The 23362-nt window shown below is 40.2% G+C and carries 22 protein-coding genes; 15 read left to right on the top strand and 7 right to left on the bottom strand.

The features are described 5' to 3' along the window. Positions 1-219 precede the first annotated feature (219 nt). Entirely contained in the window at positions 220-441 is a 222-nt protein-coding gene (locus tag GGU45_RS06580) for a helix-turn-helix domain-containing protein (RefSeq protein ID WP_435223133.1), read from the bottom strand. A gap of 16 nt (positions 442-457) precedes the next feature. Then, positions 458-781 carry a hypothetical protein gene (locus GGU45_RS06585; protein ID WP_435223134.1) on the bottom strand — a complete coding sequence of 108 codons (324 nt, stop codon included), beginning with the start codon at positions 779-781 and terminating at the stop codon, positions 458-460. Between the two features lie 437 nt (positions 782-1218). On the opposite strand from GGU45_RS06585, the gene GGU45_RS06590 reads away from it, so the two are divergent. From GGU45_RS06590 to GGU45_RS06635, 10 genes are all read left to right on the top strand, one after another. Next, on the top strand, positions 1219-1677 hold the full coding sequence (locus GGU45_RS06590) for a hypothetical protein (protein ID WP_435223136.1): 459 nt from the start codon (positions 1219-1221) through the stop codon (positions 1675-1677). After that, positions 1674-2243 (top strand): hypothetical protein, encoded by a 570-nt coding sequence (locus GGU45_RS06595; RefSeq protein ID WP_435223138.1) that lies wholly within the window; start codon positions 1674-1676, stop codon positions 2241-2243. Before GGU45_RS06590 ends, GGU45_RS06595 begins: the two co-directional genes overlap by 4 nt. Continuing rightward, complete coding sequence (locus tag GGU45_RS06600; RefSeq protein WP_435223140.1) at positions 2189-2545, top strand: HEPN domain-containing protein; 357 nt, start codon at positions 2189-2191, stop codon at positions 2543-2545. The genes GGU45_RS06595 and GGU45_RS06600 overlap by 55 nt, the downstream gene beginning before the upstream one ends. Before the next feature lie 13 nt (positions 2546-2558). Continuing rightward, positions 2559-3158 (top strand): hypothetical protein, encoded by a 600-nt coding sequence (locus GGU45_RS06605; protein ID WP_435223142.1) that lies wholly within the window; start codon positions 2559-2561, stop codon positions 3156-3158. Positions 3159-3293: 135 nt separating this feature from the next. Then, positions 3294-5846, top strand: a complete 2553-nt coding sequence (locus GGU45_RS06610) for an AAA domain-containing protein (protein ID WP_435223144.1) — start codon at positions 3294-3296, stop codon at positions 5844-5846. A 79-nt stretch (positions 5847-5925) separates the two neighbouring features. Continuing rightward, complete coding sequence (locus GGU45_RS06615; RefSeq protein WP_435223145.1) at positions 5926-6447, top strand: hypothetical protein; 522 nt, start codon at positions 5926-5928, stop codon at positions 6445-6447. Positions 6448-6563: 116 nt separating this feature from the next. Then, positions 6564-7661: a DUF695 domain-containing protein gene (locus GGU45_RS06620; protein ID WP_435223147.1), complete on the top strand. Its 1098-nt coding sequence runs from the start codon at positions 6564-6566 to the stop codon at positions 7659-7661. A gap of 143 nt (positions 7662-7804) precedes the next feature. Continuing rightward, on the top strand, positions 7805-8332 hold the full coding sequence (locus GGU45_RS06625; protein WP_435223149.1) for a hypothetical protein: 528 nt from the start codon (positions 7805-7807) through the stop codon (positions 8330-8332). A gap of 380 nt (positions 8333-8712) precedes the next feature. Next, positions 8713-9939, top strand: a complete 1227-nt coding sequence (locus tag GGU45_RS06630; protein WP_435223151.1) for a phage integrase SAM-like domain-containing protein — start codon at positions 8713-8715, stop codon at positions 9937-9939. Positions 9940-10076: 137 nt separating this feature from the next. Then, a complete protein-coding gene (locus GGU45_RS06635; RefSeq protein ID WP_435223153.1) occupies positions 10077-11183 on the top strand; it encodes a virulence RhuM family protein in 1107 nt (368 codons plus the stop codon). A gap of 123 nt (positions 11184-11306) precedes the next feature. On the opposite strand, the gene GGU45_RS06640 is transcribed toward GGU45_RS06635, so the two are convergent. Continuing rightward, positions 11307-11711 (bottom strand): helix-turn-helix domain-containing protein, encoded by a 405-nt coding sequence (locus GGU45_RS06640; RefSeq protein ID WP_435223155.1) that lies wholly within the window; start codon positions 11709-11711, stop codon positions 11307-11309. A gap of 469 nt (positions 11712-12180) precedes the next feature. Between GGU45_RS06640 and GGU45_RS06645 the strand changes: the two genes are divergently transcribed. After that, positions 12181-12429: a hypothetical protein gene (locus GGU45_RS06645; protein WP_435223156.1), complete on the top strand. Its 249-nt coding sequence runs from the start codon at positions 12181-12183 to the stop codon at positions 12427-12429. 421 nt (positions 12430-12850) lie between these two features. Continuing rightward, positions 12851-13537 carry a DUF6904 family protein gene (locus GGU45_RS06650; RefSeq protein WP_435223158.1) on the top strand — a complete coding sequence of 229 codons (687 nt, stop codon included), beginning with the start codon at positions 12851-12853 and terminating at the stop codon, positions 13535-13537. 58 nt (positions 13538-13595) lie between these two features. Here the strand turns inward: GGU45_RS06650 and GGU45_RS06655 are convergent, their stop codons facing one another. From GGU45_RS06655 to GGU45_RS06670, 4 genes are all read right to left on the bottom strand, one after another. Continuing rightward, positions 13596-18908 (bottom strand): helicase-like domain-containing protein, encoded by a 5313-nt coding sequence (locus GGU45_RS06655; protein ID WP_435223160.1) that lies wholly within the window; start codon positions 18906-18908, stop codon positions 13596-13598. Continuing rightward, a complete protein-coding gene (locus GGU45_RS06660) occupies positions 18872-19186 on the bottom strand; it encodes a hypothetical protein (protein ID WP_435223162.1) in 315 nt (104 codons plus the stop codon). Before GGU45_RS06660 ends, GGU45_RS06655 begins: the two co-directional genes overlap by 37 nt. 157 nt (positions 19187-19343) lie before the next feature. Beyond that, on the bottom strand, positions 19344-20042 hold the full coding sequence (locus tag GGU45_RS06665) for a hypothetical protein (protein WP_435223164.1): 699 nt from the start codon (positions 20040-20042) through the stop codon (positions 19344-19346). Positions 20043-20190: 148 nt separating this feature from the next. Further along, on the bottom strand, positions 20191-21222 hold the full coding sequence (locus tag GGU45_RS06670) for a DUF4099 domain-containing protein (protein WP_435223166.1): 1032 nt from the start codon (positions 21220-21222) through the stop codon (positions 20191-20193). Here GGU45_RS06670 and GGU45_RS06675 point away from each other — a divergent pair. Genes GGU45_RS06675 through GGU45_RS06685 form a run of 3 tightly spaced genes read left to right on the top strand, consistent with a single transcriptional unit; the run spans position 21131 to position 23321 of the window. After that, a complete protein-coding gene (locus tag GGU45_RS06675) occupies positions 21131-21874 on the top strand; it encodes a M23 family metallopeptidase (RefSeq protein ID WP_435223167.1) in 744 nt (247 codons plus the stop codon). The two genes, GGU45_RS06670 and GGU45_RS06675, sit on opposite strands and share 92 nt — an antisense overlap. Positions 21875-21918: 44 nt before the next feature. Further along, entirely contained in the window at positions 21919-22497 is a 579-nt protein-coding gene (locus GGU45_RS06680) for a type IV toxin-antitoxin system AbiEi family antitoxin domain-containing protein (protein WP_435223169.1), read from the top strand. Beyond that, positions 22494-23321, top strand: coding sequence for a nucleotidyl transferase AbiEii/AbiGii toxin family protein (locus tag GGU45_RS06685; protein WP_435223171.1), 828 nt, complete (start codon positions 22494-22496; stop codon positions 23319-23321). The genes GGU45_RS06680 and GGU45_RS06685 overlap by 4 nt, the downstream gene beginning before the upstream one ends. The last annotated feature ends 41 nt before the right edge of the window (positions 23322-23362 follow it).

Genomic DNA, 23362 nt, shown 5'->3' on the forward strand with positions numbered 1-23362 from the left:
AGCTGTTCTCCTGTTTTGAACTGCTTCAGAAAGTCGTCCGATAAGAAATCTTCCGTTTTCATTTGTGCATATTGTGTTTAAAGTTAAAAAATCGATCCCAGTAAGACTCGATTTTAACTTACACACTTTATGAAACAGTGTCTAAATTCTTACCGGATGTCTTGAAAAGGAACTAAGGAAGCTTTTCCTGTATTCATTGGTTAAATATAAACGCAACTCTCATTTCTTAAATGCATGTGCATTCGATTCTATCAAATCCCGAATATCAACCTTCAGTAATAAAGATATATTGTATAAAACGTCAAGCGGGGGTTGCTTAGTATTGGACACCCACCTCGACACCATTCCTTCGGTATAACCAATCTGCTCAGCTAACCATCTATTCGTTTTGTCCTTTTCGGCCAGAACTACCTTTAACCTGTTTATTTTTCTTTCGGGCATTATACAATAAAAATATTCATCGTTTATCCTTCCCCGTCCGTTTCCCTTTTTCTACCATTTCCATAAGTATCTTGACATGGCTTACACGTTCCTTGTCATTTATCTCTTCCGATGAAATAAATAAATCTTTTAAATCCCTTTTCAAAATCAAAGCGATAAGATAAAAGACGAAAATATTCGGTTGCTTGACGTTATTCACCCATTTCGAAACTGTAGTTTCCGTAAATCCAACTTCTGAAGCTAACCACCTGTTTGATCTTCTTTCTTCTTTTAGAACAATTGCCAATCTATTTATTAAAATAGGTGATTTTTTGTTCTTTAAGCTCGTTGATTTGCTCATTAAGTTATAATATTTATGCTAAAAGAGCAAATCTAATAAACCTTATATTATTGAATCTCAGCAATGTTTATTCTTATTATAAAATAATTTGTTCTTAAAGAACAAACACTATATCTTTATGATTAATATTTAATCTTACAAATATTCTATTTATGGGCATTAATAACTTAATTCTTCTTTCAGGATAAATTGATAACACTTATTTTGCAAATACAATTATAAAAAATATAAGCGTGTTTGCTTTATTCTCGTGCTGAAAACTGCGACCTTTCAACGACTACGGGAAATAAGGTAAATCGCTCACGTTATGGCGTGGGCGTTCTTATACGTAGTCAGGGTGTCGCAGCCCGTCAGCACAGTAAGGACCAACCCACGTCTTTTTTATGCGCCGCCGGTTGGTCTGTATGCATATTCTTCACCTTTAAATGCTTTCCGCCATGCAAAAGACATCCACCCACAAACAACCCCAACGCAAGCCCAAACCGGAACTAAAATGGCAAACCGGGGCCTATGAGCGTTATGCTAATTTCAATTTCATTCTTCCGTATCAATTTCTGCTGCTCTGCCGTTTGATGAACATACCGCCAAAAGAAGTGGTAATGGATTTTATGGATAACCTGTCCTGTTCCAGTTGGAACCGCGAGGGCCGGGACACGGCCAAAGAACACCTCATCAACTATTTTATTGCCCATGGCTACGGGCAGGAGCATTATACCGAAGCCAACATCCGCCAGATTTTTAAGGAAATGGATGCCGTTGGTATGCTGTTTCCACGCGAAAGCAACGGCAAAATGGTAGACCGTTACGCCAAATGGCGGGATAAACATCAAACCTGGTGGTTTAAAAAATGGTTCCGCAAAACCAGGCGTCAACCAATTAAAACGGAGGTATTATGACGCCCTTTATCGATGAAGCGGCTATTGCCGTTCACCAGCAGCAGCTTACGGAAGTAATTGTAAAAACGGCTAACCCAGATATCATCTTTCTGTTGGGCGCTACACTGCATCGTAAAAAGTATGAAAGTATATTTAATGAATCAGCCCCGTTTTGTCAACAACTATCAGATTGTACACTCCTGATATTGCTGCCCAACCTTGCCAATAAGGAGTTACATGAATGGCAGGACAAGATAGAAAATCATTGCTGCGGTATTCTACCCGTTACAACCCTCGTTTTAGCAACTTTTACTTTTGTGGAGTGGCTGCAAGCCGATATCTCTTTTGCCCGGTTTGTATGGCAACATGCACCGGTGTTATATGATGCGGGAACTATTTACCGGGAGGATTTTCCGGAGATCAAAGCGGTCATCAATAATAAAGAGGTCACAAAACAGTGGGAAGAAGGATTTTCCAAGGCCAAAGAATTTTTAGCGGAGCCGAACTGTACCGAGTGCGCAAGCAGCACAAGATGGCGGCATTTATGCTGCATCAGTCCGCAGAACAGGCTTTGCGGGCACTGCTGAAAGCGGGAACCGGTTACCATGCCAATACCCATAGTATTGACCGGCTGCTCCGCTATGGCAGCTTGGTGGCACATCAACTGCCGGAAATCTTTCCCCGGCAAACGGAACAAGAAAAGCGCCTGTTTAACCTTTTGCAAAAAGCCTATATAGATACCCGGTATAAAGAAGATTATAAAATTACCGATGAAGAGTTATCAACCCTTACCGGAAAAATCCGGCGCATTCATGAAGTGTTATCCGATGCCGGAAAATGTTTTATAAATGCGCTCTTGCAGCCTGAACTACAAAATACTTCCCAATAAAAACACCCGATTTATGGAATCCAGCACCACCGGCAGACAGCGTTTTTACAAACCCTGGCATTTTCTTAACCAGGCCGGTAAACGGCCGTTGCGTATCCTATGGGAAGTATTTTATAATTATCACCTGGATGAGATGAAAGAGGAACTTCAATGCTGGCAGCAGTGTGCTTTATGTAATGATAATAGCGCGTATAGTGAAGAGGAAGCACGGGAAGATCTGATGGATTTTACCCGGCACCTGCTCCGGCTCATTGAAGCCTATCATATAATGAATGAACGGAAAAATGCTGATAGGAAATATAAACAGCAAAAAGGATTGCCCAAAGACGCGCGGAAAATGATCGCTAAAATGAACAGCCCGGTTTTGCTTACTGCTGATGAAAAGAAAGATCCGGAACTTGTGATTACCCAATTCTGTGAAACCATCCGCCGGTCTTACGTGCAAATGGAGCTGCTGGATATGCTGGACGCGGTGATTACCTATAAAGGAGATAAAGAAATATATAAAGGGAATCTGGTTCTATTCTATGAAGCCTTAGCTGTATTGGTGAACTTAGCGTATAGAATGTGCAGGCATGAAAATGGGGTGAAATCAGCTTTGGTGAGGGGGTAGGCCCTTTTCAAATAACGCTCAACGTTCTTTGCCATTGACGCTTACTTGCGCAGAACTTTCGAATAAAAATTTCGTATATTTAAGAGTTAGCGGTCGACATCACAGCGACAAGACATTAGAAAAAAGAAGCGGAAAATGCCTCTAAAAAGAGAACTGATTTACATTGACGATAAAGACGAAACCGACAGAATTGAAAAGTATTCGTATAAAGGTGACAGATGCGTTGTTGTTTTCAAAAACAACGGCAAAGAGTTCTCTTACAGTAAAAATAGAGCAAAAATTGTAAGGACAGCAGTAAGTGGCGACAAAGCATTTAATGTTTTCAATTATCTAAAAGAAATTGCCGGCACAGTTGGATTAAAAACAGAAGACGGCGACAATATTCTTGCGAGAAGTTATGACGGCATTTCTGAAATCCCCGAAAATTGTATTCTTGCGAGTTTTCTGAACGGTTCTTTATCCACAGGAAATAGGAACGCTACAAACCTTGATTTTTTTCCTTTTGGTTTTAATCTAAGCCAAAGGAAAGCCGTAAATACTGCGTTCTCTAATGATCTAACTGTAATTGAAGGACCTCCGGGAACAGGTAAAACACAAACAATTCTAAACATTATTGCCAGCGTTGTTTTAAATGGACAAAGCGTTGCTGTTGTTTCAAGTAATAACTCAGCGACAAAAAATGTTTACGAAAAACTTGAAAAGAATGGTCTTGAGTTTATAGCCGCACTTCTTGGAAATTCTCAAAACAAAAAAGAGTTCATCAGTTCACAAAAGGAAATTCCTGATTTATCAAGATTTGAATTAACCACCGCTCAAAAAACAGAAATAAAAGTAAAGATAGCAACACTTGTTACTCTACTTTCCGAAAATCTTGACAAGAAAAATGAGTTGGCATTATTGAAATTACAAATTGACAACATTAAAACTGAGTACGAACATTTCAAAGAAACATATAAAGACAATACAGAGAAAACAGTAGCATTTAAAAAGAACATCACAGCCGAAAAAATACTCGAATTTTGGGTTACCCTTGAAACACTTGGGGAAAGAGGAAAAAAAATAGGATTCATCACAAGATTTATTTACCAATTGAAATATGGAATTAGGGATAAATCATTTTATAAAAACTCATTTGATGAAATTATTTTCATTTGTCAATTAAAGTATTATCCAACCAAAATTCGCGAACTGGCAAAAAGAATAGAATTTTTAGACTCCTCATTGAAATTTTTTGCATTTGACAACAAAATGAAAGAATACACAGAAATGTCAATGCAACTTCTCAAAGCTGAATTGTGTAAACGATATAATCAACAAAGGCGAGAACCATATACAATTTCAGAACTTCGCCAGAAATCTAACGAATTTATCAAAGATTATCCTGTCGTTATGAGCACAACTTACTCATTAAGACAGAGCTTATCAGAAAATATTTCTTACGACTATGTAATTATAGACGAATCTTCACAAGTTGATTTAGCAACGGGCGCACTTGCTTTGTCTTGCGCTAAACGGGCAGTAATTGTTGGCGACATCAAACAATTACCAAATGTGGTTGACAACGATATGCAAATTAAAACAGATATGGTTTTCAACTCTTACAACTTAAAAAAACCTTATCGCTATTCAAGTCATAGTTTGCTATCCTCTATCATTGAATTGTTTCCAAATGTTCCAAGAACACTTTTGAGAGAACATTATCGTTGCCACCCGAAAATCATAGAATTTTGCAACAAGAAATTTTACAACAATCAACTTATCATTCTTACAGAACTAAAAAGCAACCGCCAACCTCTTGTTGTTTACAAAACAGCAAAAGGTAATCACGCAAGAGAGCGAATGAATCAAAGACAAATAGACATTATCAACCAGGAAATTATACCAAATGAAAAACTCGAAAATGTAGATTTAGGTATTGTTACACCATATCGTAATCAGACAAACGCATTACAAAGAACATTTCAGAGACCTTCAATAAAAGCGGACACAGTTGACAAGTTTCAAGGCAGAGAAAATGACGTTATCATTCTTTCAACCGTTGACAACGAAATTTCAGATTTTACAGACAATCCTAATCGGTTAAATGTTGCAGTTTCCAGAGCAATTGAACAGTTGATATTAGTTGTCAATGGAAATGAAGATGAAAAAGACAGCAACATTTCTGACTTGATAAAGTATATTGAGTATAACAATTTTTCTATTATTCAAAGTGAATTAAATTCAATCTTTGACTTATTGTATAAAGGTTACGAGGAAGAACGAGCAAAAATTATTAGCAGGTCAGGCAGAGTATCGCAGTATGACAGCGAAAATTTAATGTTTGGACTAATTAAACAAGTTTTGACAGACGACAATTTTTTGAAATACAACGTTCTTCTACATTTTCCGCTAAGGCGACTTGTTAAAGATTTTTCTAAGTTGGACGAACAAGAAACAAAATACGCTTCAAATTCCTGGACACATTTGGACTTTTTGATCTACAACAAAGTTGCCAAAGCGCCTGTTCTTGCAATAGAAGTTGACGGCTTTGAGTTTCACAAAGGTGAAACACAGCAAGCAGACAGAGATAGAATGAAAGACAGGATTTTGGAAAAGTATAATTTTCCTATCTTGCGTTTCAGGACAAATGAAAGTAACGAAAAAGAGAAATTGACAGACAAATTAAATGAATTGCAAAAGACAAAATAGAATTTGGAAGACCCGCTAACATCGTATTGGCAATAGGTGGCCCGTTGCAGCCAATCACTTCCGACTTTTAAAATACTTTATGAATCAAAACCATTTTTCCAGACGCAGACTAATGCAGCTATTGACAACCACAATGGTTGGCAGCGCTTTTTATTCAAAACTAAACGCAGGCACATCATCTTATCTATTTGATGACGATAAACAAGACAAGCCTAAGCCCGTTTTCATTGCTCCGGGAGCTGGTGACAAAGGAAGATTTGGTGGTGCTGACATTACTTTCAAATTGGACAAATCGCAAACATCAGGCAATCTCGGAAGTTCTGAAATTATTTTACAGGCAGGACATTTAGGAGCGCCGCCGCATCATCATAAAGGTTTTGACGAAATTTGTATTGTACAAGAAGGTGTAGTAAATATTTTAGTTGGCGACGAAGTATTTCATTTGTACGGTAAGACATGCTTACAACAAGCGGGTTGGCACAGTTGGGGAACAAGAATATGTTTCCATATTGGGAGCTTTTCCATGTACATCAATTTCGGTAACGTACCGGTTGTTGAGACGAATTTTTATGGATTGAGGGATTTTCATTTCCAAGGCTAATTGAATAGCTTGAAATTACGACAATAACCATTAAAATAGGAGAAAGCTGTGTATATTTAAGAGTTCGTGGCGTATCTAACAGACAGCTCCACATTAAAACTTAACTTGACAAGCAAATGAGTTTTTTTAAAAAAATTTTTGGCAAGAAAGACACCCCAATCAAAAGTTACAGAGACTTCTGGAATTGGTTTCAAGACAATGAAAAGGCATTTTTTAATGTGGTTAAAAATCATAATGCGGTTGAAAAAAACTTTTTTGACAAGCTTTCGCCAAAACTTTCCGAACTAAACGATGGATATTTTTATTTAACAGGTATGTATGACGACAATACTGTTGAATTGGTTCTAACGGCTGACGGCAATACAAAAAATATTGTTTTCATAGAAGAACTTATAGAACAAGCACCGGAAATTTCCGGTTGGAAATTTACAGCTCTCAAACCTGCATTGGACATTAAGAATGTATCAATCAATATGGCCGGATATAAATTTGATAGTGATAATTTATTTTTCTATTCCAACGATCACGTTGATTATCCCGATGAAATTGATATTTCTATAATCCACAATGACCTGACAGAAGAAAACAGAAAGCAAATTGGAAATGGTACATACATATTCTTAGACAACTATTTAGGTGAACTTGATTTTGTGAATAATATAGACAATCTAAAAATAATTAGCAGGCACGAAGCAGAAAAAGACCTCGTTCCAATTTCAAAACTCAAAGACTTCCTTACTTGGCGACAAAAAGAATTTATTGAAAAATACGAAGGTATTCGCTACGACATACAAGACGATGAGCACTCAATTTTGGAAGCAGAGTTGGAAAGTGGGAATAAATTAATTGCTGTGGTAAATACTCAACTTCTTAATTGGGACAGCAAGGCGTCACACCCCTGGATTGCTGTAATTACTTTCAAATATGATGGGAACAATAACAATGGAATGCCCAACAATAACGACTACCAGAGCTTAAATGAAATTGAAGAAGATATACTACAGCAACTTTCAGATAAACACGGCTATTTATATATTGGCAGACAGACTGCAAACAACGAACGGGATATTTATTTTGCCTGCAAAGACTTCCGCAAACCTTCAAAAGTGTTTTTCAAAATACAAAAGGACAACGACAACAAATTTGAAATCGAATATGATATTTATAAAGACAAATATTGGCAATCATTTGAACGATTTAGACCGAATAACTGACAAAAGCCCCGCCACCAACGACGTTTTTATATAAGACAGCAAAAGGGCAAAACTCAATTTCTGTAATGAAAAACATAACAATTTTAGTTTGTTTCATATTCATCAGCAGTTGTAATCAGCTGGAAAAAACTAATAACAGCAATATGCAGAAATTGGAAAAAAGCAATTATGCAGCAGAACTTATAGACAATGGCTTCTTAAAATACGCGGACAGTTCAAGGATTGACAGTTTAAAAGCGACCCTCATAGATTCTTTTGATATTTACGATGGTGACAACTTTAAGATTACACACATTGATGCCGAGGAGCTGGCCGAATTTAGCTTTGACTTTTTTCTCCCGACACTTAATAGAGTTTTAGCGAAAAGAGGCATTTCGCTGTCTGCTCAAAAACTAAACGACAAGGAAAATTCATTTGATGTTTTAATTAATGGCGACACAATACAACTTTATACTCAAAAGGATCTGGACAACAATATATTTTGGGATACAGCGCCAAGAAATTTCTTTAAAAAAGTAAACGAAATATTAAAAGCTAAAAATAGCGATGAGCAGTTTTATTTATTGTATGGAGGTAATGACTTGCACACAATGCTTTTAACAGACAAACAGTTTTCAATTATAGCAGGCTATTATCAAGGCAATATTAAGGAAACACCGTACGAACCATAAGAGGATTGATTTGGTGCCGAAAGGCACGTATTTGGCTCCATAAAAAGCAAAAACTTTTCCACAAAAACCCTCATGTCTCAAACCATGTCTCAAATGAAAAAAGCAGCTACATTTTAATGTGTAACTGATTGATTTTCAGCTCCCCCTGCTGGACTTGAACCAGCGACCCTCTGATTAACAGTCACATTTTTTCCTTTTTCGTTGTTTTTTGATACTTTTGAATATTTGTATAATGAATTGATTATAATATTATTATGTAACTTTATTTTCAGACGAATTTATTTTTATTGCCAGTTATTCTTAACTTTATAGTCGCATTTTAGTCGCGTTTTTAAGCGTAAATCGACAAAGTTATAGTCGCATTTTTTAAACCTATAGATATGAGCCCAAACATTTCAGTAAATTTCATTTTAGAAGGAACCAAGGCAAAAAAGGATGGTACCTACCCCATTAAATTGAATGTCTATAATAAACAAGCCGGGCAGAAAAGATATGGAACAAAGCTATCTGCTACCAAAGATGGGTGGGAAAAACTGGATACTCCAAGACTGCGGGATGATGATCTGAAAGAATTAAAGATTCAACTTGCGGGTATTCGGCAAAAAGCAATTGAAACCATCGATTCGCTTCCTTTTTTTTCATTTACTGCCTTTGAAGATATTTTTTTCGAGCCAGAAAAAAATATTGCAACTACTGCGGGTAGTCTGCAGGTATTATTTGATGCCTATGTGGCGAGTCTTAAAAAGAACGGGCAGATTGGAACCGCGATATCTTATAATACAACAATCAATTCAATTAATGATTTTAAAAAAGGTATGACCATTTTCGATATTACCCCGAAACGGTTGCTGGATTATGAGAATCACCTGAAGTCAAAAGGAAATTCTATTAGCACAATTGGAATATATATGCGCCAATTAAGAGCAGTTGTAAACAAAGCCATTGAAGATAAAATATTTCCCCAGGAAAGCTATCCATTTAAAAAATATCAGATCCCGGCGGGGCGCAATATAAAAAAGGCATTATCCAATGAAGAACTTAAGAAAATATTAAGCCATACTCCCGACGAAAATAATCAACAGAAAGCCTTAGCTTTTTGGAAGCTGTCATATTTCTGCAACGGCATGAACTTTACAGATATTATCCACTTGGAAAGAAAATCCTATGATGGAAAGTTCTTTCATTTCTTCAGAGAGAAGACCAAGCGAACAAAGAAGAAGGATCTGCGGCCAATTCGCGTTGCTGTGAATGAAGCAGCAAGGAATATTATTGAACAATATAAATGTAAGGATAATAGCACTCCCTATTTATTTCCAATACTTGAACCGGGCTTATCAAACCTAACCATTAAACATCGTTGCCAACGTTTCATCAAATGGGTCAATAAGTATATGGAAGAGATCAGGGTAGAATTGAAATTTGAAAAAAGCCTCACGACATACGCCGCCCGCCATAGTTTTACTACGATTCTGATACGCAAGGGGGTGGCAATGTCATTTGTAAAAGAAAGTCTGGGCCACACCTCTGTAATAACAACTGAAAACTATGTTGGCGATTTTGAAGATGAAACAAAAATTGAATATGCAAACCTATTGAATTTGAAATAATAAAAACGCTGATTATCAAATTATTACAACCAAAATTTGAGAATTTTTTAATAAAATCCGTTTACAATTGTTATATATCTTCGCTGGGTAAGGGAGGTCGAAATTGCCATCTCCAAACTTTGCCCAACGGTTAAATCATGTCGGATAGACGTACCGTTGACGGTATCGTTAAATTAATAAGATTTTATGACTGTTATAAAGGCTATATGAGGGCAAATGAACCTAAAAAAGGCGGCATTATTTTTTACAGCAGCCCTGATGGTAACGTAAAGATAGAAGTAGTATTCAATGATGATGCATTCTGGCTTACACAAAAAGCAATGGCGGAGCTGTTTGGCGTAAAAGTTCCTGCCATTAGTAGGCACCTCTCTAATATGTTTAAAATTAATGAGTTAGAAGAAAAATCAGCTATTTCCAATTTGGAAACAACTGCCAGTGACGGAAAGACTTACAATACATCGTACTATAACCTGGATACCATAATCGCGGTGGGCTACCGAGTAAACAGTCTCCAGGCTACTCAATTCAGAATTTGGGCCACCCAAACACTTAGGGAGTTTATTATCAAAGGCTTTGTTTTGGACGATGAACGCCTTAAACAGGGTAAGCGTTTCGGCAAGGACTACTTTGATGAACTCCTGGAGCGTATCAGGGAGATACGTGCAAGCGAACGACGGTTTTATCTCAAAATAACTGACATCTACGAACAGTGCAGTATTGATTATAGTAAAGACGCCGGCATCACACAGCAGTTTTTTAAAACGATTCAAAATAAACTGCATTGGGCCATTACAGGCAAAACATCAGCCGAACTTATTTCAGAAAGAGCCAATGCCTCTCAACCCAATATGGGCCTGACGACCTGGAGAAATGCACCCAAAGGCAAAATTCTGAAAACTGACATCGGAAGTCCTAAAAGCTATTTACGGAAAAAAGAAATTAAAGAACTGGAACGTATCACTACTATGTATCTCGACTTTGCCGAGCTACAGGCAGAAAGACAAATTCCTATGAAAATGGCCGATTGGATCACAAAATTGGATGCCTTTCTGCAATTTAATGAGCACCAGATTTTGAAAAATCCCGGAAAAGTAACCCATGAGGTTGCAATGAAGCTGGCGGAAAAGGAATATGAAAAGTTCAGGGTTATTCAAGATAAAAATTTTGAGAGTGATTTTGAGAAAGCACTAAAAAAACTAGAAAAAGGCAAAAACGAAAACAAAAACAAAAAAAATGGGTCTTGAAAGCATCTATTGCCGCCAACTATGTACCACCATTACCCGATTTCTCGACCTTGATTTTCACCGACATCATGTTTCTTATTGGAAAGGATTACTATTTGGATTAGGACACAGTCAATACCTTTTTTACCGAATTATCTTTTTCGATTTACCCGTTGCTGACTTAAACTCGGGTGTAACCAATCCCTCCAGTTCCACCATCTGTTCATACCCTTTCTGAATGGTATCTTTTAGCAGGGTGAATTTTTCGGTAACAAGTTTGCCGGCTGCGTTTAGTTTACCTGGCTTGTAATTTGCAGAGAGTTGTTCAATGGAAAAAGTATTTGTAAAAAGTACAGATCCATTCAACCCTTTTTTCTCTAAGAGGGAAATAAAGTCCAGCACCAGTTCTAAAGATCCACCAATGCCTTTTTCCAGCCTTGATATCACACCCTGGTGTGAGCGCAGAGCCTCGGCCAATTCTATCTGGTTCATATTGAGTGCCTTGCTTCTCACAGCCCGTATTCTGTTCCCAAGTTCAACCATATCCATAAGTCAACTATTTAATAACGATAGTAAAATTATCGAATTTGACAACAAACACCTTCGATTTTTGACAGACATCCGCAGACAAGTTTCGGCTGCGGAGTGCTTTGCTACTTTTCGTATTGAAAAAGTAGTTTGCTGCAGCCAAGCCCCCGGATGCAGAAAAAGAAGCCAATTTTACACAGCAGGCTCTGTCAAATCGTGCTATCTATGCTGCCGGTTTAACTGTTCAAATGTTTGCAGGCTTAAAACGGGCCAATGCGGAAAAATCTCTGCGCCGTCTGGAAGTATTTCAAAGTCGCCATAATACATATTACCTATCGGGATCAGCCCTTCGGTTTCCCGGACAAAAATGAGATCCCAATCATCGTCATGCAGTTTCAAGGAGCCGTATGTCCATGAGATACCAGGTATTTTGATAGCCGGGCCGTCTTCGCCCCAGGTCATTCATTTGTTCATCAATTGTCTTTCTGACGTGAAAAAAATGTATGTGCATAGTACTGTTGTTTATTTTTTTGATTATTCCCTGAAAAAGAAAAACCGGAAAAAAAGAAAGCAAGAACAAACGGCCGTCGCGTGGCAAACACACCAAATCGCACGCGGAATAAAAGAATGCCAGGCTTTGGCTGTATGTGTTGGACCTCGTGTTTATGCCGAACGATTGGGTTGGCGGGAAGAAGCCGTTTACTTCGCTGCGCTTTTGCCTGTTTTTTTCAGGGAATAGATCAGGTTCTGGGTTTACTTGAAAGCATCCTGGAATGATTGCTGTCATAAACCAGGCAAACTATTTGAATAAAAATTACCGGGTTATGATCAGCAATGATTCCTTGAGTTTAAGGCTACGTGCAAATTTGTTGCTTACATGATTTATAGGCAATAGCTGTCGTTCGATGCTGAAAGCTGAACGAAACAGCCAAAGAGAGAGATTTGAGCATGTAAGCAAGTAATTTGTGAAGGAATTTACAGCAGTTATCTTTTGGGATGGGGGAGGTTCAGCGGCACATCTCTTCATAGCGGGAATGTAGCGGAAAACTCAATACAGGATTATATACCCTATTTTTTGTATAAAACTACTACGCATTCCAAAATATAAGTCTGTTTGCAATTGTTTTGTAAATACTATATTTTACAGGAAATTAGATAGAATGATTTATATAATACCAACAGGCGGGGGAATGGGAGTAGAGCTTTGGGGTACCTATGGCGACCTATATAGACTTTATGAAATTATAGGTAAATTTTGGGCTAAAGAAGACAAAAACGGCCCACAGCCAAAAGCCTCCGAAAACCGGGATAAAGCGATCAGTGCGTTTTCTTATGAAATCCGCAAGGCTTTTCAAGGAAGTAGGCTGGAACAACCGGAACGAGGACATTTTCATTACTCAGATGGAAGGCATTTAGGCGTGCAGATATCCTGGGTACATTTTCTATTTTCGTTGACTGCTATAAAGTTTAATATGCGGTATAGCCCAACGGACAAAGAGGATATTGGTCAAATCTTGTTATTGGAATATTGGCTTGAAAAGGCGATGTTCGACTATGATGCAGTTGGCGCCCAACAGCTGAGTGGATTTATTGAAGATGGGCTTTATGGTGGCAATCCTCACATATATCAGTATATGCGTAGGATAACCTATGATTTTTTTGTGCTTGGGGGTGGTAAAATGGCGTTCAGAAAATTACCCCAATTGCTCAAAAAAGGCATTTTCTTTTCAGAATCTTATAAAGAGTATGAGGCGTTTTTGAAAAAAGAAGCGCAAAGGCTCAATTGCGATAGTAGTGAGTTGGAATTAGGTGATGACAATTTTGATTACGATAGCATCAAGTGGTAGGTACCGTTTCTTACTCCTGCTATCTGTTGTTGCAATATGACAGTTTGCGGAAAGAAGTTTATACAGAAAGCGCTACCTGTTGTTGAGTTTCAGCTGCGTTTTGGTTTTGCTTCTTTTCATTTTCTGCCCTTTTTACAATCAGCCGGTCAATTTCCGCCAGTCTTTGCTGGCAATACATCAAGTCAGCCTTATAAGGATTATCATCCATTAACTGTTTTTGATATTCCAGGATATTGTTACAGGAATCAACAAGTTTTTTTTCAGTAGCAGTCAATTCCTCGGGCATCCCAAGAATGATATTTTTAACCTGAAGGGCAATAGCCATTTCTCCCTCTGGTAATTTTGTTTCTGCGCCTATTTTTTCTCCTGCAGGAGACAGCACCTGACGGTTAATATGTTTATTGAAAATATTGTTTTCAACTATACCGGCTACTTTAAATCCCCAGAGCGTGCCCAACTCAAACTCCTGCCCATGCTTTTTGTATTGCAACTGGTATAATCCTTCCCGGAGCATGGCTTTGCCGAACTCCCCGATTTTATCAAATTGATCATTGCCAACCCTTGCATTAATGAGGTGCTCGCCATTCTTTTTGGGTAAGTCATCGAGCAGTGGGATTGTTATTTTCAATACATCGATCTTCTGCTCATAATGTTCCTTCAGGCGTACAGCCTGTTTCAGGTTGTCTTCTGTGCTCAGTCGCTTGTGCAGCCAGGAGCGGTTAAGTTGTTCCAGTTCGGTGATTTTTTTTGTAAGGGTTGCTTTTTCTTTAAAAATAGGGTCTCCGGAGAGTTCAGCTGCCATCTGGCTCATGTCCACGTCTTCTTCCACATCTTTAGCTATGCGAACATCCTGGTTGGCGCTAAGTTTTACCTGTGAGATAAAATGGGCTTTCAGGCCAACGGTATTATACATTGAAGCATCCAGTGTCCGCTCGGTAGCATAGTAAAATGCCTGCACTTTATTACCCAAATGGGTTTTAGCAATGAGGTTTCCCGGTCGCTCAAACCTGCCATTACGCTGTTCCAAATCTGAAGGTCGCCAGGGAATGTCAATATGATGGCCGGCAATGCAGCGTTCCTGTGCATTGACCCCAACGCCCAACTTTTTGGTGCTGCCAATAGCAACACGTATCTCACCTGCGTTGATTTGTTCATACAGGGTCTCTTTCTGCCTGCGGGTGTTATAGTTATGTGCAAAAGCAATCTCTGGCTCAGCAACTCCTTTTGCTGCCAATAGACGTTTGAGCTCATCATAAACATTAAAGTTTTCCGCGGTGTTGGCTTCAAGGATTAGTTTATCTGCTTCATCATAAGATAGTTTCAGTACGCCCGCCAATTTGTCTTTAACAATTTCAATAGAAGGCTTGCGGGGCAAGTCATAATAGTTTTCACCGAATATCTCGTGTAGGTCGGCATCAGGTATATCTCCTTCCAGAAAATCATACAGATTATCTACCTGGTTCCTGGATTTCGGTGTGCCCAGGTCACAAAAAACAAACTGAGTGCCTTTAAAGTGCGTTGCTCCGTGGTAAAGAGCAGCAATATCATCAGCTGCCTCCTCCAGCTTGGTCCCGGGAGGCAGTTTATTGTTGATTAACCTGGGGTCGAGGCTCAATTTCCTGGCATAGTTAATCGCCAGTATAGCAAAAGAGGGATTTATCTTTTTGTTCGGATCATAACCTGCGGTTAGCCCTAAGGTTTCAGCGTAATCAACGCCCTTGCTGTCTATATACTGTTGCAGCATCTGGATATGCGCCAACTGTACCTCAGAAGGTTTTACTTTGATCAGGTTATGCGAGGCTTTGGGTATATCTAACCGGAGGTTCTGCTCATTGCGTACATCGGCAATTTCCCGGTACATTGTGATAAGTTCCGGCAGGTTGGTAAACTCCCGGAACCGGTGCACCTCCTTAAACCGGCCCATATAATATTCCAGCTCTGAAAAATCGTTGGCGAAATTGGCCGCCCAGCGGTCAAAGGAGTTCAGACCAATTTTTTTCATGTAATCCGGTCGCAGGTATTTCATCAAAAGATAAAACTCTGCCATGCTGTTACTGATGGTAGTTCCCGATGAAAAAAGGATGCCTTTATCATCCCCATGCAGATCCTGTAAATAGCAGCAAGCGATCAGCATATTAAAAGCCCTTTTGCTTCCGAGTGGGTTGCCGAGGCCCTTGATATTCCTTTTGCGGGTCAGGAATTCTAAATTTTTATATTCCTGGCTTTCATCGACCATCAGGAAGTCAATTCCCAACTGGGAAAAATCCGAAACCTGGCTATCTTTTTTCTGGTTATTCAGCCGCTCCAGCTTCTGCTCGTAATTGTAAAGCTGTGTTTCCAGCTTTTTCTTCAGCGCTTTATCATCGGTGGAGTACATCTCCTTTTCGATTTCTTTTTTCAGTTCCTCGATAATGGCTTCCTGGATGTTGATGGGCTGCCGGATCAGATTAAACTGATCGTGCGAAAGAATAATACAGTCCCAGTCATTGGTGGCAATGGTATTGAGGAGGTGCAGACGGTTTTCCCGCTGAAAATCTTTTTCTGATGGAAATAGTACTTTGGAAAGCGGGTAGGCTTTTTTGAAGGACTCGTAGAGTTGAGGAACCTGAGATTTAATCCCGATGATCATCGGTTTATTGCAAATGCCCAGACGGCGAAGTTCCATCGCCGTGCAGATCTGTACCAGTGTTTTTCCGGCACCGACCTTATGGTCATTGATGCCTCCCAGTTGCTGAACATTGCGGAACACAGCATCTTTTTGGTGCGGGCGTAGTGTAAACCCTGACAGCCCAGGAAACAGCAGATGGGAGCCATCATAATTTCTCAGTACCGTGGTATTATAAAGCTTATTGTAAATAGCTTCCAACTCACGTCTTCTTTCAGGGTCGGAAAGCTTAAATTCATCCCAGGCATTCTTTACTTTTTTGTACAGCTCCTTTGCAAAATGAGTATCCTGGGGATCGAAAACGATGATCTCCCTGCCTTCTTCGTCTTTATCCGTATATTTCACAATAGGCTCAACTCCATTCAGGGAATGGTTGATGATCCATGCAGCGCTCTTGCGCTTGGATCTAAACGCTTCGGACTGGGCTGTTTTATCATTAATGGTGAGCGTATAAGTGTCCAGCGATGAGGAAAATATCAGGTCAAATTTTTCGGTATGCAGCAGATCCGAGATAAAAGCCTGGACATCTGCTTTTGGGATCCACCGGGCATGAAGTGGACAGTAAATATCCACCATTGGTATGGGTCTGGGCTGCACTTTTTCCAGTTGTTCCACGTTGTTAAGAAACGCCGGATTCATCGCCACCTGTTCTCTTGCCGCCTGAAGTTTATTTACTACCTGGCCCGACAGGTATTCATCCCTTGTTTTAAAAGAGCCATCCATATCCTGGAAAATCAGTGTTTCATCTCCTTTCTGACTCTGTATTAGTGATTCAAAGGGCAACTCCATCAGTTCGCAGATATAGTTCATATCGAGCCTGCCGTATTTTTGAAGAGAAAGCGTTATGGCATCCTGCACATTATCCACGCGGTCTACTTCACGCACAGCGGCGATCGTTCTTTTAAATAAAATATCTGATGGAGTAATTTTCCCGGTTAATTTGTCTTTTTTCTCCAGGGAGCGGATCATAAAACAATCGGTGTCCTGCATAAGCAGTTTCTCATTGGATTTATGCAGCAGGTTGCCAAATTTTCGGGTAAAGCGACGATAGGCCTCTAGCAGCTCCTTGCGCAAAGGGCGCAGCGCTTCACCTGAGTAATGGTTCATCTCTTTAAACAGGAGCTCCTTGGCCAGTCGCCTTATTTGTACGATCTCTTTTACCTTCGGCTGATCGGCTTTGCTAATGCGTACTGGCTCAATCACCCGTATGCGAAAATCGGCCGGGTCAATCCCTTCGGTTTCTAAAATTGTTAAATCAGCTTCGGAAAGTTGACCCATCCGGATTTGATGTGGCTGTAGCCCCAGAGATTTAACCCGCTCATCCAGCGCTTCATCAATATAGTAATCTGATGACACTGTGCCAGTGACGCCATTATCGGTATGGATCAAATTGCCAACAATATCAAACTCAGAGGAGTGCGTATGAAGCAATACCTGCTTTTCATCACCAGTGATATCCACCGGGAAAAGATTAATGGAATGCTGTTTTACTACAGGCTCAGGGAATAACTTTTCTCCAAGAGATGTGATGCTTTTAAAGAGATCTATAGTGCTATCTCCTTTCAAATTAAAAGCATCCTTACTGTACAACCCGCCAAATTCTTTCTGGCCTAAAAGATGCCCGGGATGATCAAAGAAATATTCATTGTAAGAGAGCATACCGTTCACCCCGGCAGTATCGGTAAAGGGCTCAGAGCGGATATGCTGAAACGCGTGGTTTTGTACCAGGGCCTCACCCGGATAAGGCTTTTGTAAAAAGATAATGTCCGCAACCACTTCCGTACCCGCATTGACTTTAAAAGCGGTATCAGGGAGGCGTATTGCTCCGAGGAACGCGGCTTTTTCGGCCATCAGGCTCCGGATATTGCTATTTTGGGCGCTATCCATTGTATAGCGCGAAGTGATCATTGCCATTATGCCACCGGGCTTTAGGAGCAGGAGCGATTTAGCAAAAAAATAGTTATGGATATTGCTGCAGGCCTTGTACCAGGAGTTGTCTTTGAGATTAGCGAGGCCCGGGTCAAAAACCGGTGTTTCGCCAAAAGGTACATTGGAAATGACCAGATCAAACTGACCGGGAGGGAAATCCTGTTTCTCAAAACGATTTATATAAGTATTAGCTGTTGGAAACAGTTTTTGCAGGATCATACCAGTTGCGGCATCCATTTCCACAGCTGTTACCTGCGATGCTGATGCCATGGCGGGCGGCATCGCGGCTAAAAAATTCCCAACGCCTGCAGCAGGTTCTAAGATATTGCCACCCTTAAAGCCTGTCTTTTCCAAAACGGAGTAAACGCCATTAATGATCGCATAGTCTGTAAAATGAGCATTCAGTATGGAACGCCTGGCAGAACGTAATATATCGAGTGATCCATCCGGATCAAGTCTTTGGAAAATAGCATTTACCTGTTGAACATAGGGGCGAAGTTGCAGGTCGTTTTGCGTTTTCCACTCGGCATCAATTGCCGGGTCCAGCAGCATTTCTTTTAAACCACCAAATCCCACATACCGGGCGAGGATCTCCTGCTCCTGAGGGGTAGCGTTGCACCTGGTTTGGTTAAGTTGATGCAGGGCTTCCAGTGCGAGAATATTAGCACGAAATGCCTGTACTTTTGAAAATGACTTTGCGCTGAAAAATGAGTTGGTGCGATGGTAGTTAGCTGGAGGGATTATTTGAGGCCGGCCTGTTCCATCAGCAGCGGCCACTGGATCTCGGCTGCTTCGGCTTCGTTCATACCCTTGTCGATCTGTTGTTGGATTTTCCGAAGATACTGGTTCGACAGGTCGTTCAGGAAGGGTATCAGTTTGCCCTCCTTTATCATCTGGTGAAACCGTTCCGGTTGTCCTTGTTTCAGCATCTCGAAGAGTTGCCTCGCTTTGTAGCTGTTCAGTCTTGATTTGAGCTGGATTTCCTCGCTCTGTTTCAGGGCGTATTTCGTCTGGTCCGTTTCCACTAGGCTGTATTGTTCTATTAGAGGTTTCATGATCACTATTTTCATTAAAAAGGTCAAATAAAGTTAATTGATTTTGCGGCGTGGCCTTCTTTTTCATAGATTCTTAGTTTACTCCGAAGGTTGCATAGAATAAGCGAGCTGTTTCCTGAAGAAAAGGGCAGCCCGCTTATGTAACTACTCAGGACCACTACATTGTCATGCCAGCTGATTGTTTCTCGCCTTCAGCTGTTTTTTCTTTATTCACGTCTTCCAGCTTCAGCTTTGTGCCACTGGTGTCAAATATCTCCAGGGTCTTAAATTGCGGGTCGGCTGCAATCCAGTACTTTTCCGATTTGTCCATATTTTTGACTTCCACCAGGTTGCCCTTTTTTAGGGATTCAATAGCCATGTCTTTGTCCAGGCCAAAGAATAATTCCTGAGAGACTACTTTTTTCATGGCGGCCTCCAGGTCATATCCCTGGCCAGCGGAAGCTGATTTGAATTTGATATTTTCGCCTTCGCTTTTTTCGGTATCGATCTTGTGCCAGGCGTGGTACTTTTCGCCTTCTCTATTGGTAAGCTCGCGGTAAACTGCGCGCCCCTCCATCAGGTTAAAGGCTTCCTTTGAGGTGATGTTTTTCTCGCCTTTGTTTACATAAAACTTCGCCGTATCCTCGCCGAGCCTTGCGATATAAGAATTGAGAAAGTACATATCTTCTCTCCCTTTTCGGAAATTCAGGTCATACTGAACAGCATTTTTTTCAAATGAAGAATAAACCAACGTTATCCCTAACGTAAAGGCTTGGTTTCCTTTTCCCATATTCTTATGTAAGTCGCCCGTGAGTTCATCCCCAAAGCCAAGGTATTTTAACTGCTGGGACAGATATTCAAAATTTTCCTGTTTCATAGATTTTATTTGATGCCTGACCTTTAGACAGGCGGGTATGTAATTTGAAGTTTTCTACCGACAACGGCAGATAAGTTTGTGAATATTATTTAAATACCCCCTTCATTCATGGCGGACGCAGGCGAAATGGATAAAAATATTCCATAGGTTATACTTTGAAAGATCGGCTTCGAGGTTCTTCATCCCTGATTGAAGGACCACCAGAGGGCCCTTCTTTTTTCTGAATAACAGCTACGGACTGCCCACCTGCTGCTTCTTGTTTGCCGGATTCTATTTTATCTATTACGATATGTTCGCCCGCTTTCTTTTCAATAATACCAATGAGCTCATCCATAGAGAGCGTTTTAGTTGCTTTTCCATCCTTATCCACACCCTGCCGGGAGAGTTCCTGTTGCTTTTGAACGATCTCCTTTTGAGCATCTGCTAACGAGTTTCGGAATGAACGGTTGTGAAGGCTTTTTTCCAGGCTGAATCCTAAGGATCTTGAATGAAGTAGCATTTTAGCCAGGTGCCAGAGCAATACATAATGTCCAAGACCGGTGGTAAGCAGCATGATATCCATAATGAGTTCCGGGGAACGGTATTTATTATTAATGGTTTGGGGGCGCTCACGAATAGCTCCTGCCTGTTTTTTTACGCCGGCAGTTTCATTATTGGGGTCTATCTGGTAGTTATCCCCGTTTACAGTTATAGACTTACCCATAACAAAATCCTTCTGCTGCTGCGGGGTCAACTTGGTTCCATTAATAGTGTTTGGCGCCTTTAAGCCTTCCCGTTTGAAGGCAACTAGCTCATTGGTTACCTGGTCATAAGCAACCAGCGCCTCCTCCAATTTGCCATCCTCGCCGGTTACCAGTTTAGGAATAAACACCATTTTTCCTGATTCCAGGTATTTAAGTTCAGATTTTGACAGCTCAAAGTTGTTTTTTAATTCCGGGTTGATGGGATGGATCAGCAGCTGTAGTTGCCCGTCTGTGCCTTTTTTTAATGACAGTTTCCCATCAATAGGGTAAGAGCTAGACATTCCGGGAATTTTTGCATTTTCAAAACGCATAAGGGATGTCCGGTTACCGGATAATAAAGCGTCAATGGTGGATTTAGGAAAGGAAAGCACCTGCGGCCGGTCTAGTCCCAAAACAGCAAAATCCTGCCAGGGAAGTTGTTCTTTGGAGTACTTCATAGGTTTAATTTGGCATAAAAATATAACTATTAACTATATTTACAAAATGAAATCTTTATTAAGAATATTTTTACTCCTCATAGGAATATATTCAACTAACCAGGTGAAGGCCCAGATTATCACTATTAATATGTATGGCCGGGCCGAAAATGGCACTGCTGTGAATCTTGGTAAGGAAAATCCGGATTCTACAGTATCGCAAACCCCAATCAGGGAGAAAACTCTTTATACTGATGTTAGACCCGTGCCGGTTACGCCAAAACGTTTTTATGCCCCACTAAAAAACATGGCAGCTACATCCGGTTACGGCTGGCGCAGGCACCCGGTGACTGGTCAGCGGAAGTTTCATTGGGGCATTGATCTGAAAGCCTTGTATGAATCGGTCTACGCTGTTGCAGATGGTGTCATTAAAAAGGCTGGCTGGGGAGATGTAGAAGGATATTATGTAGTAATGGGGCACGGCGATGCGGAAACCATCTATTGCCATTTAAGCAGGCTGTTTTGTAGTCCCGGCGATACTTTGAAAGGAGGTACTGCATTGGGCATATCCGGCAACACAGGCCGTTCAACCGGGCCGCATTTGCATTTTGGGATGAGGTATAAGAGTTTGGCTGTTAATCCATTAAAGCTACTTGAAGCGATTGGTTTGTAATATCGCACCACAACTGATTATATTTGTGGTGTAAAATTACGTAAATGAATAGCGTTGAACATCGTTTTAAATCAAATAAAGGATACCTGGACACCAGTGGCCTGAGCAGAGATTTGAGGTATCAACTGGAGAAACTTATTGACTCCGGGAAGGTCTTTAAAGCAAAACATGGGCTATATGCGCATAAAAAGTATCTGAGGGAGGACGATAAGGTGCTAATTGCGGAAATGATACCGAACGGCGTTTTTTGTCTGTTTACAGCGTGGCAGCAGTATGGATTTACCACAACTATTGCATCCGAATATCATGTGGCCCTGCATCGTAACACAAAAATAAAAACACCAGGTTATCCACCGATAGCGATACACTATTGGAGCGATAAGGTATATGCTCTTGGTATTACCGAAATAAAAGAGAATGGCAGTATTCTAAAATTTTATGACCGGGAGCGCTCAGTATGTGATGCAGTAAAGTTCAGGAACAAAGTGGGGGAAGACATCATGCAGGAAGTAATTAAATCTTATTTTCAGCTAAAAAACAAAGACATTGATCGCCTGATGCAATATGCAGTTATACTACGAGTTGAAAAAATATTGGCACCTTATATAAAGTCATTGCTATGATTTCCGCTACATCCATAAGATCTCGCTTATTCAATATCGCCCAAAAAGAAGAGATCGCGTTTCAGGTGGTAGTAACCCGGTATTTGCACGAACGTTTTTTATACCGATTATCTGTTTCCAAATATGCTGGCCATTTTTATCTCAAAGGAGGCAATTTCATTTATGCACTCCAGGGGTTGCTTACCCGCCCCACAGTAGATATTGATCTGTCAGGCCAGAATACTTCAAATGATCCAAAAGAGTTGCAACAGGTTTTCCAAGAAATCCTTTCAGTGAGTTGTGATGACGCAGTAAAATTTGATGAGGAAAAAATAACAACAGAGCAGATTACCGAAAATAGTGAATACGGCGGTATTCGGCTATTCTTCCCAGCAGCTTTTGATACAGTTAAACAGAGAATACAGATAGATATTGGCTTTGGCGATAAAATAACCCCGAAACCTGTAAAAATAAAGTTCCCTGTTCTCATACAGGGAGTACCCGCTCCAGAGTTGTTGGCATATACCATTGAAACCGTCATCGCCGAAAAGTTTCAAACAATGGTTTTCCTGGGAACGATTAACAGCAGGATGAAAGATTTTTATGATGTCTATCAGCTACTGATCAACGAAAATGTCAATGAACAGACGCTGAAGGATGCTATCAAAGTAACCTTCCAGGCCAGGGGAACGGAATTGTCCAGGGAACATTCTATTTTTTCTGAGACGTTTCAAGATGATCCCACTCGTATTACAATGTGGAATGCCTTTTTAAAAAAGATTAAAAGAGAAAGAGAGGTCACGTTTCAGGAAGTTATGCAGGTGATTAATAAAAAACTTTTGTAGATAAGATATTATATTCTGCATTCTTTGATACACTACCGTAA

The sequence above is a fragment of the Niabella hirudinis genome, assembly GCF_051201075.1.
Lineage (GTDB): Bacteria > Bacteroidota > Bacteroidia > Chitinophagales > Chitinophagaceae > Niabella > Niabella hirudinis.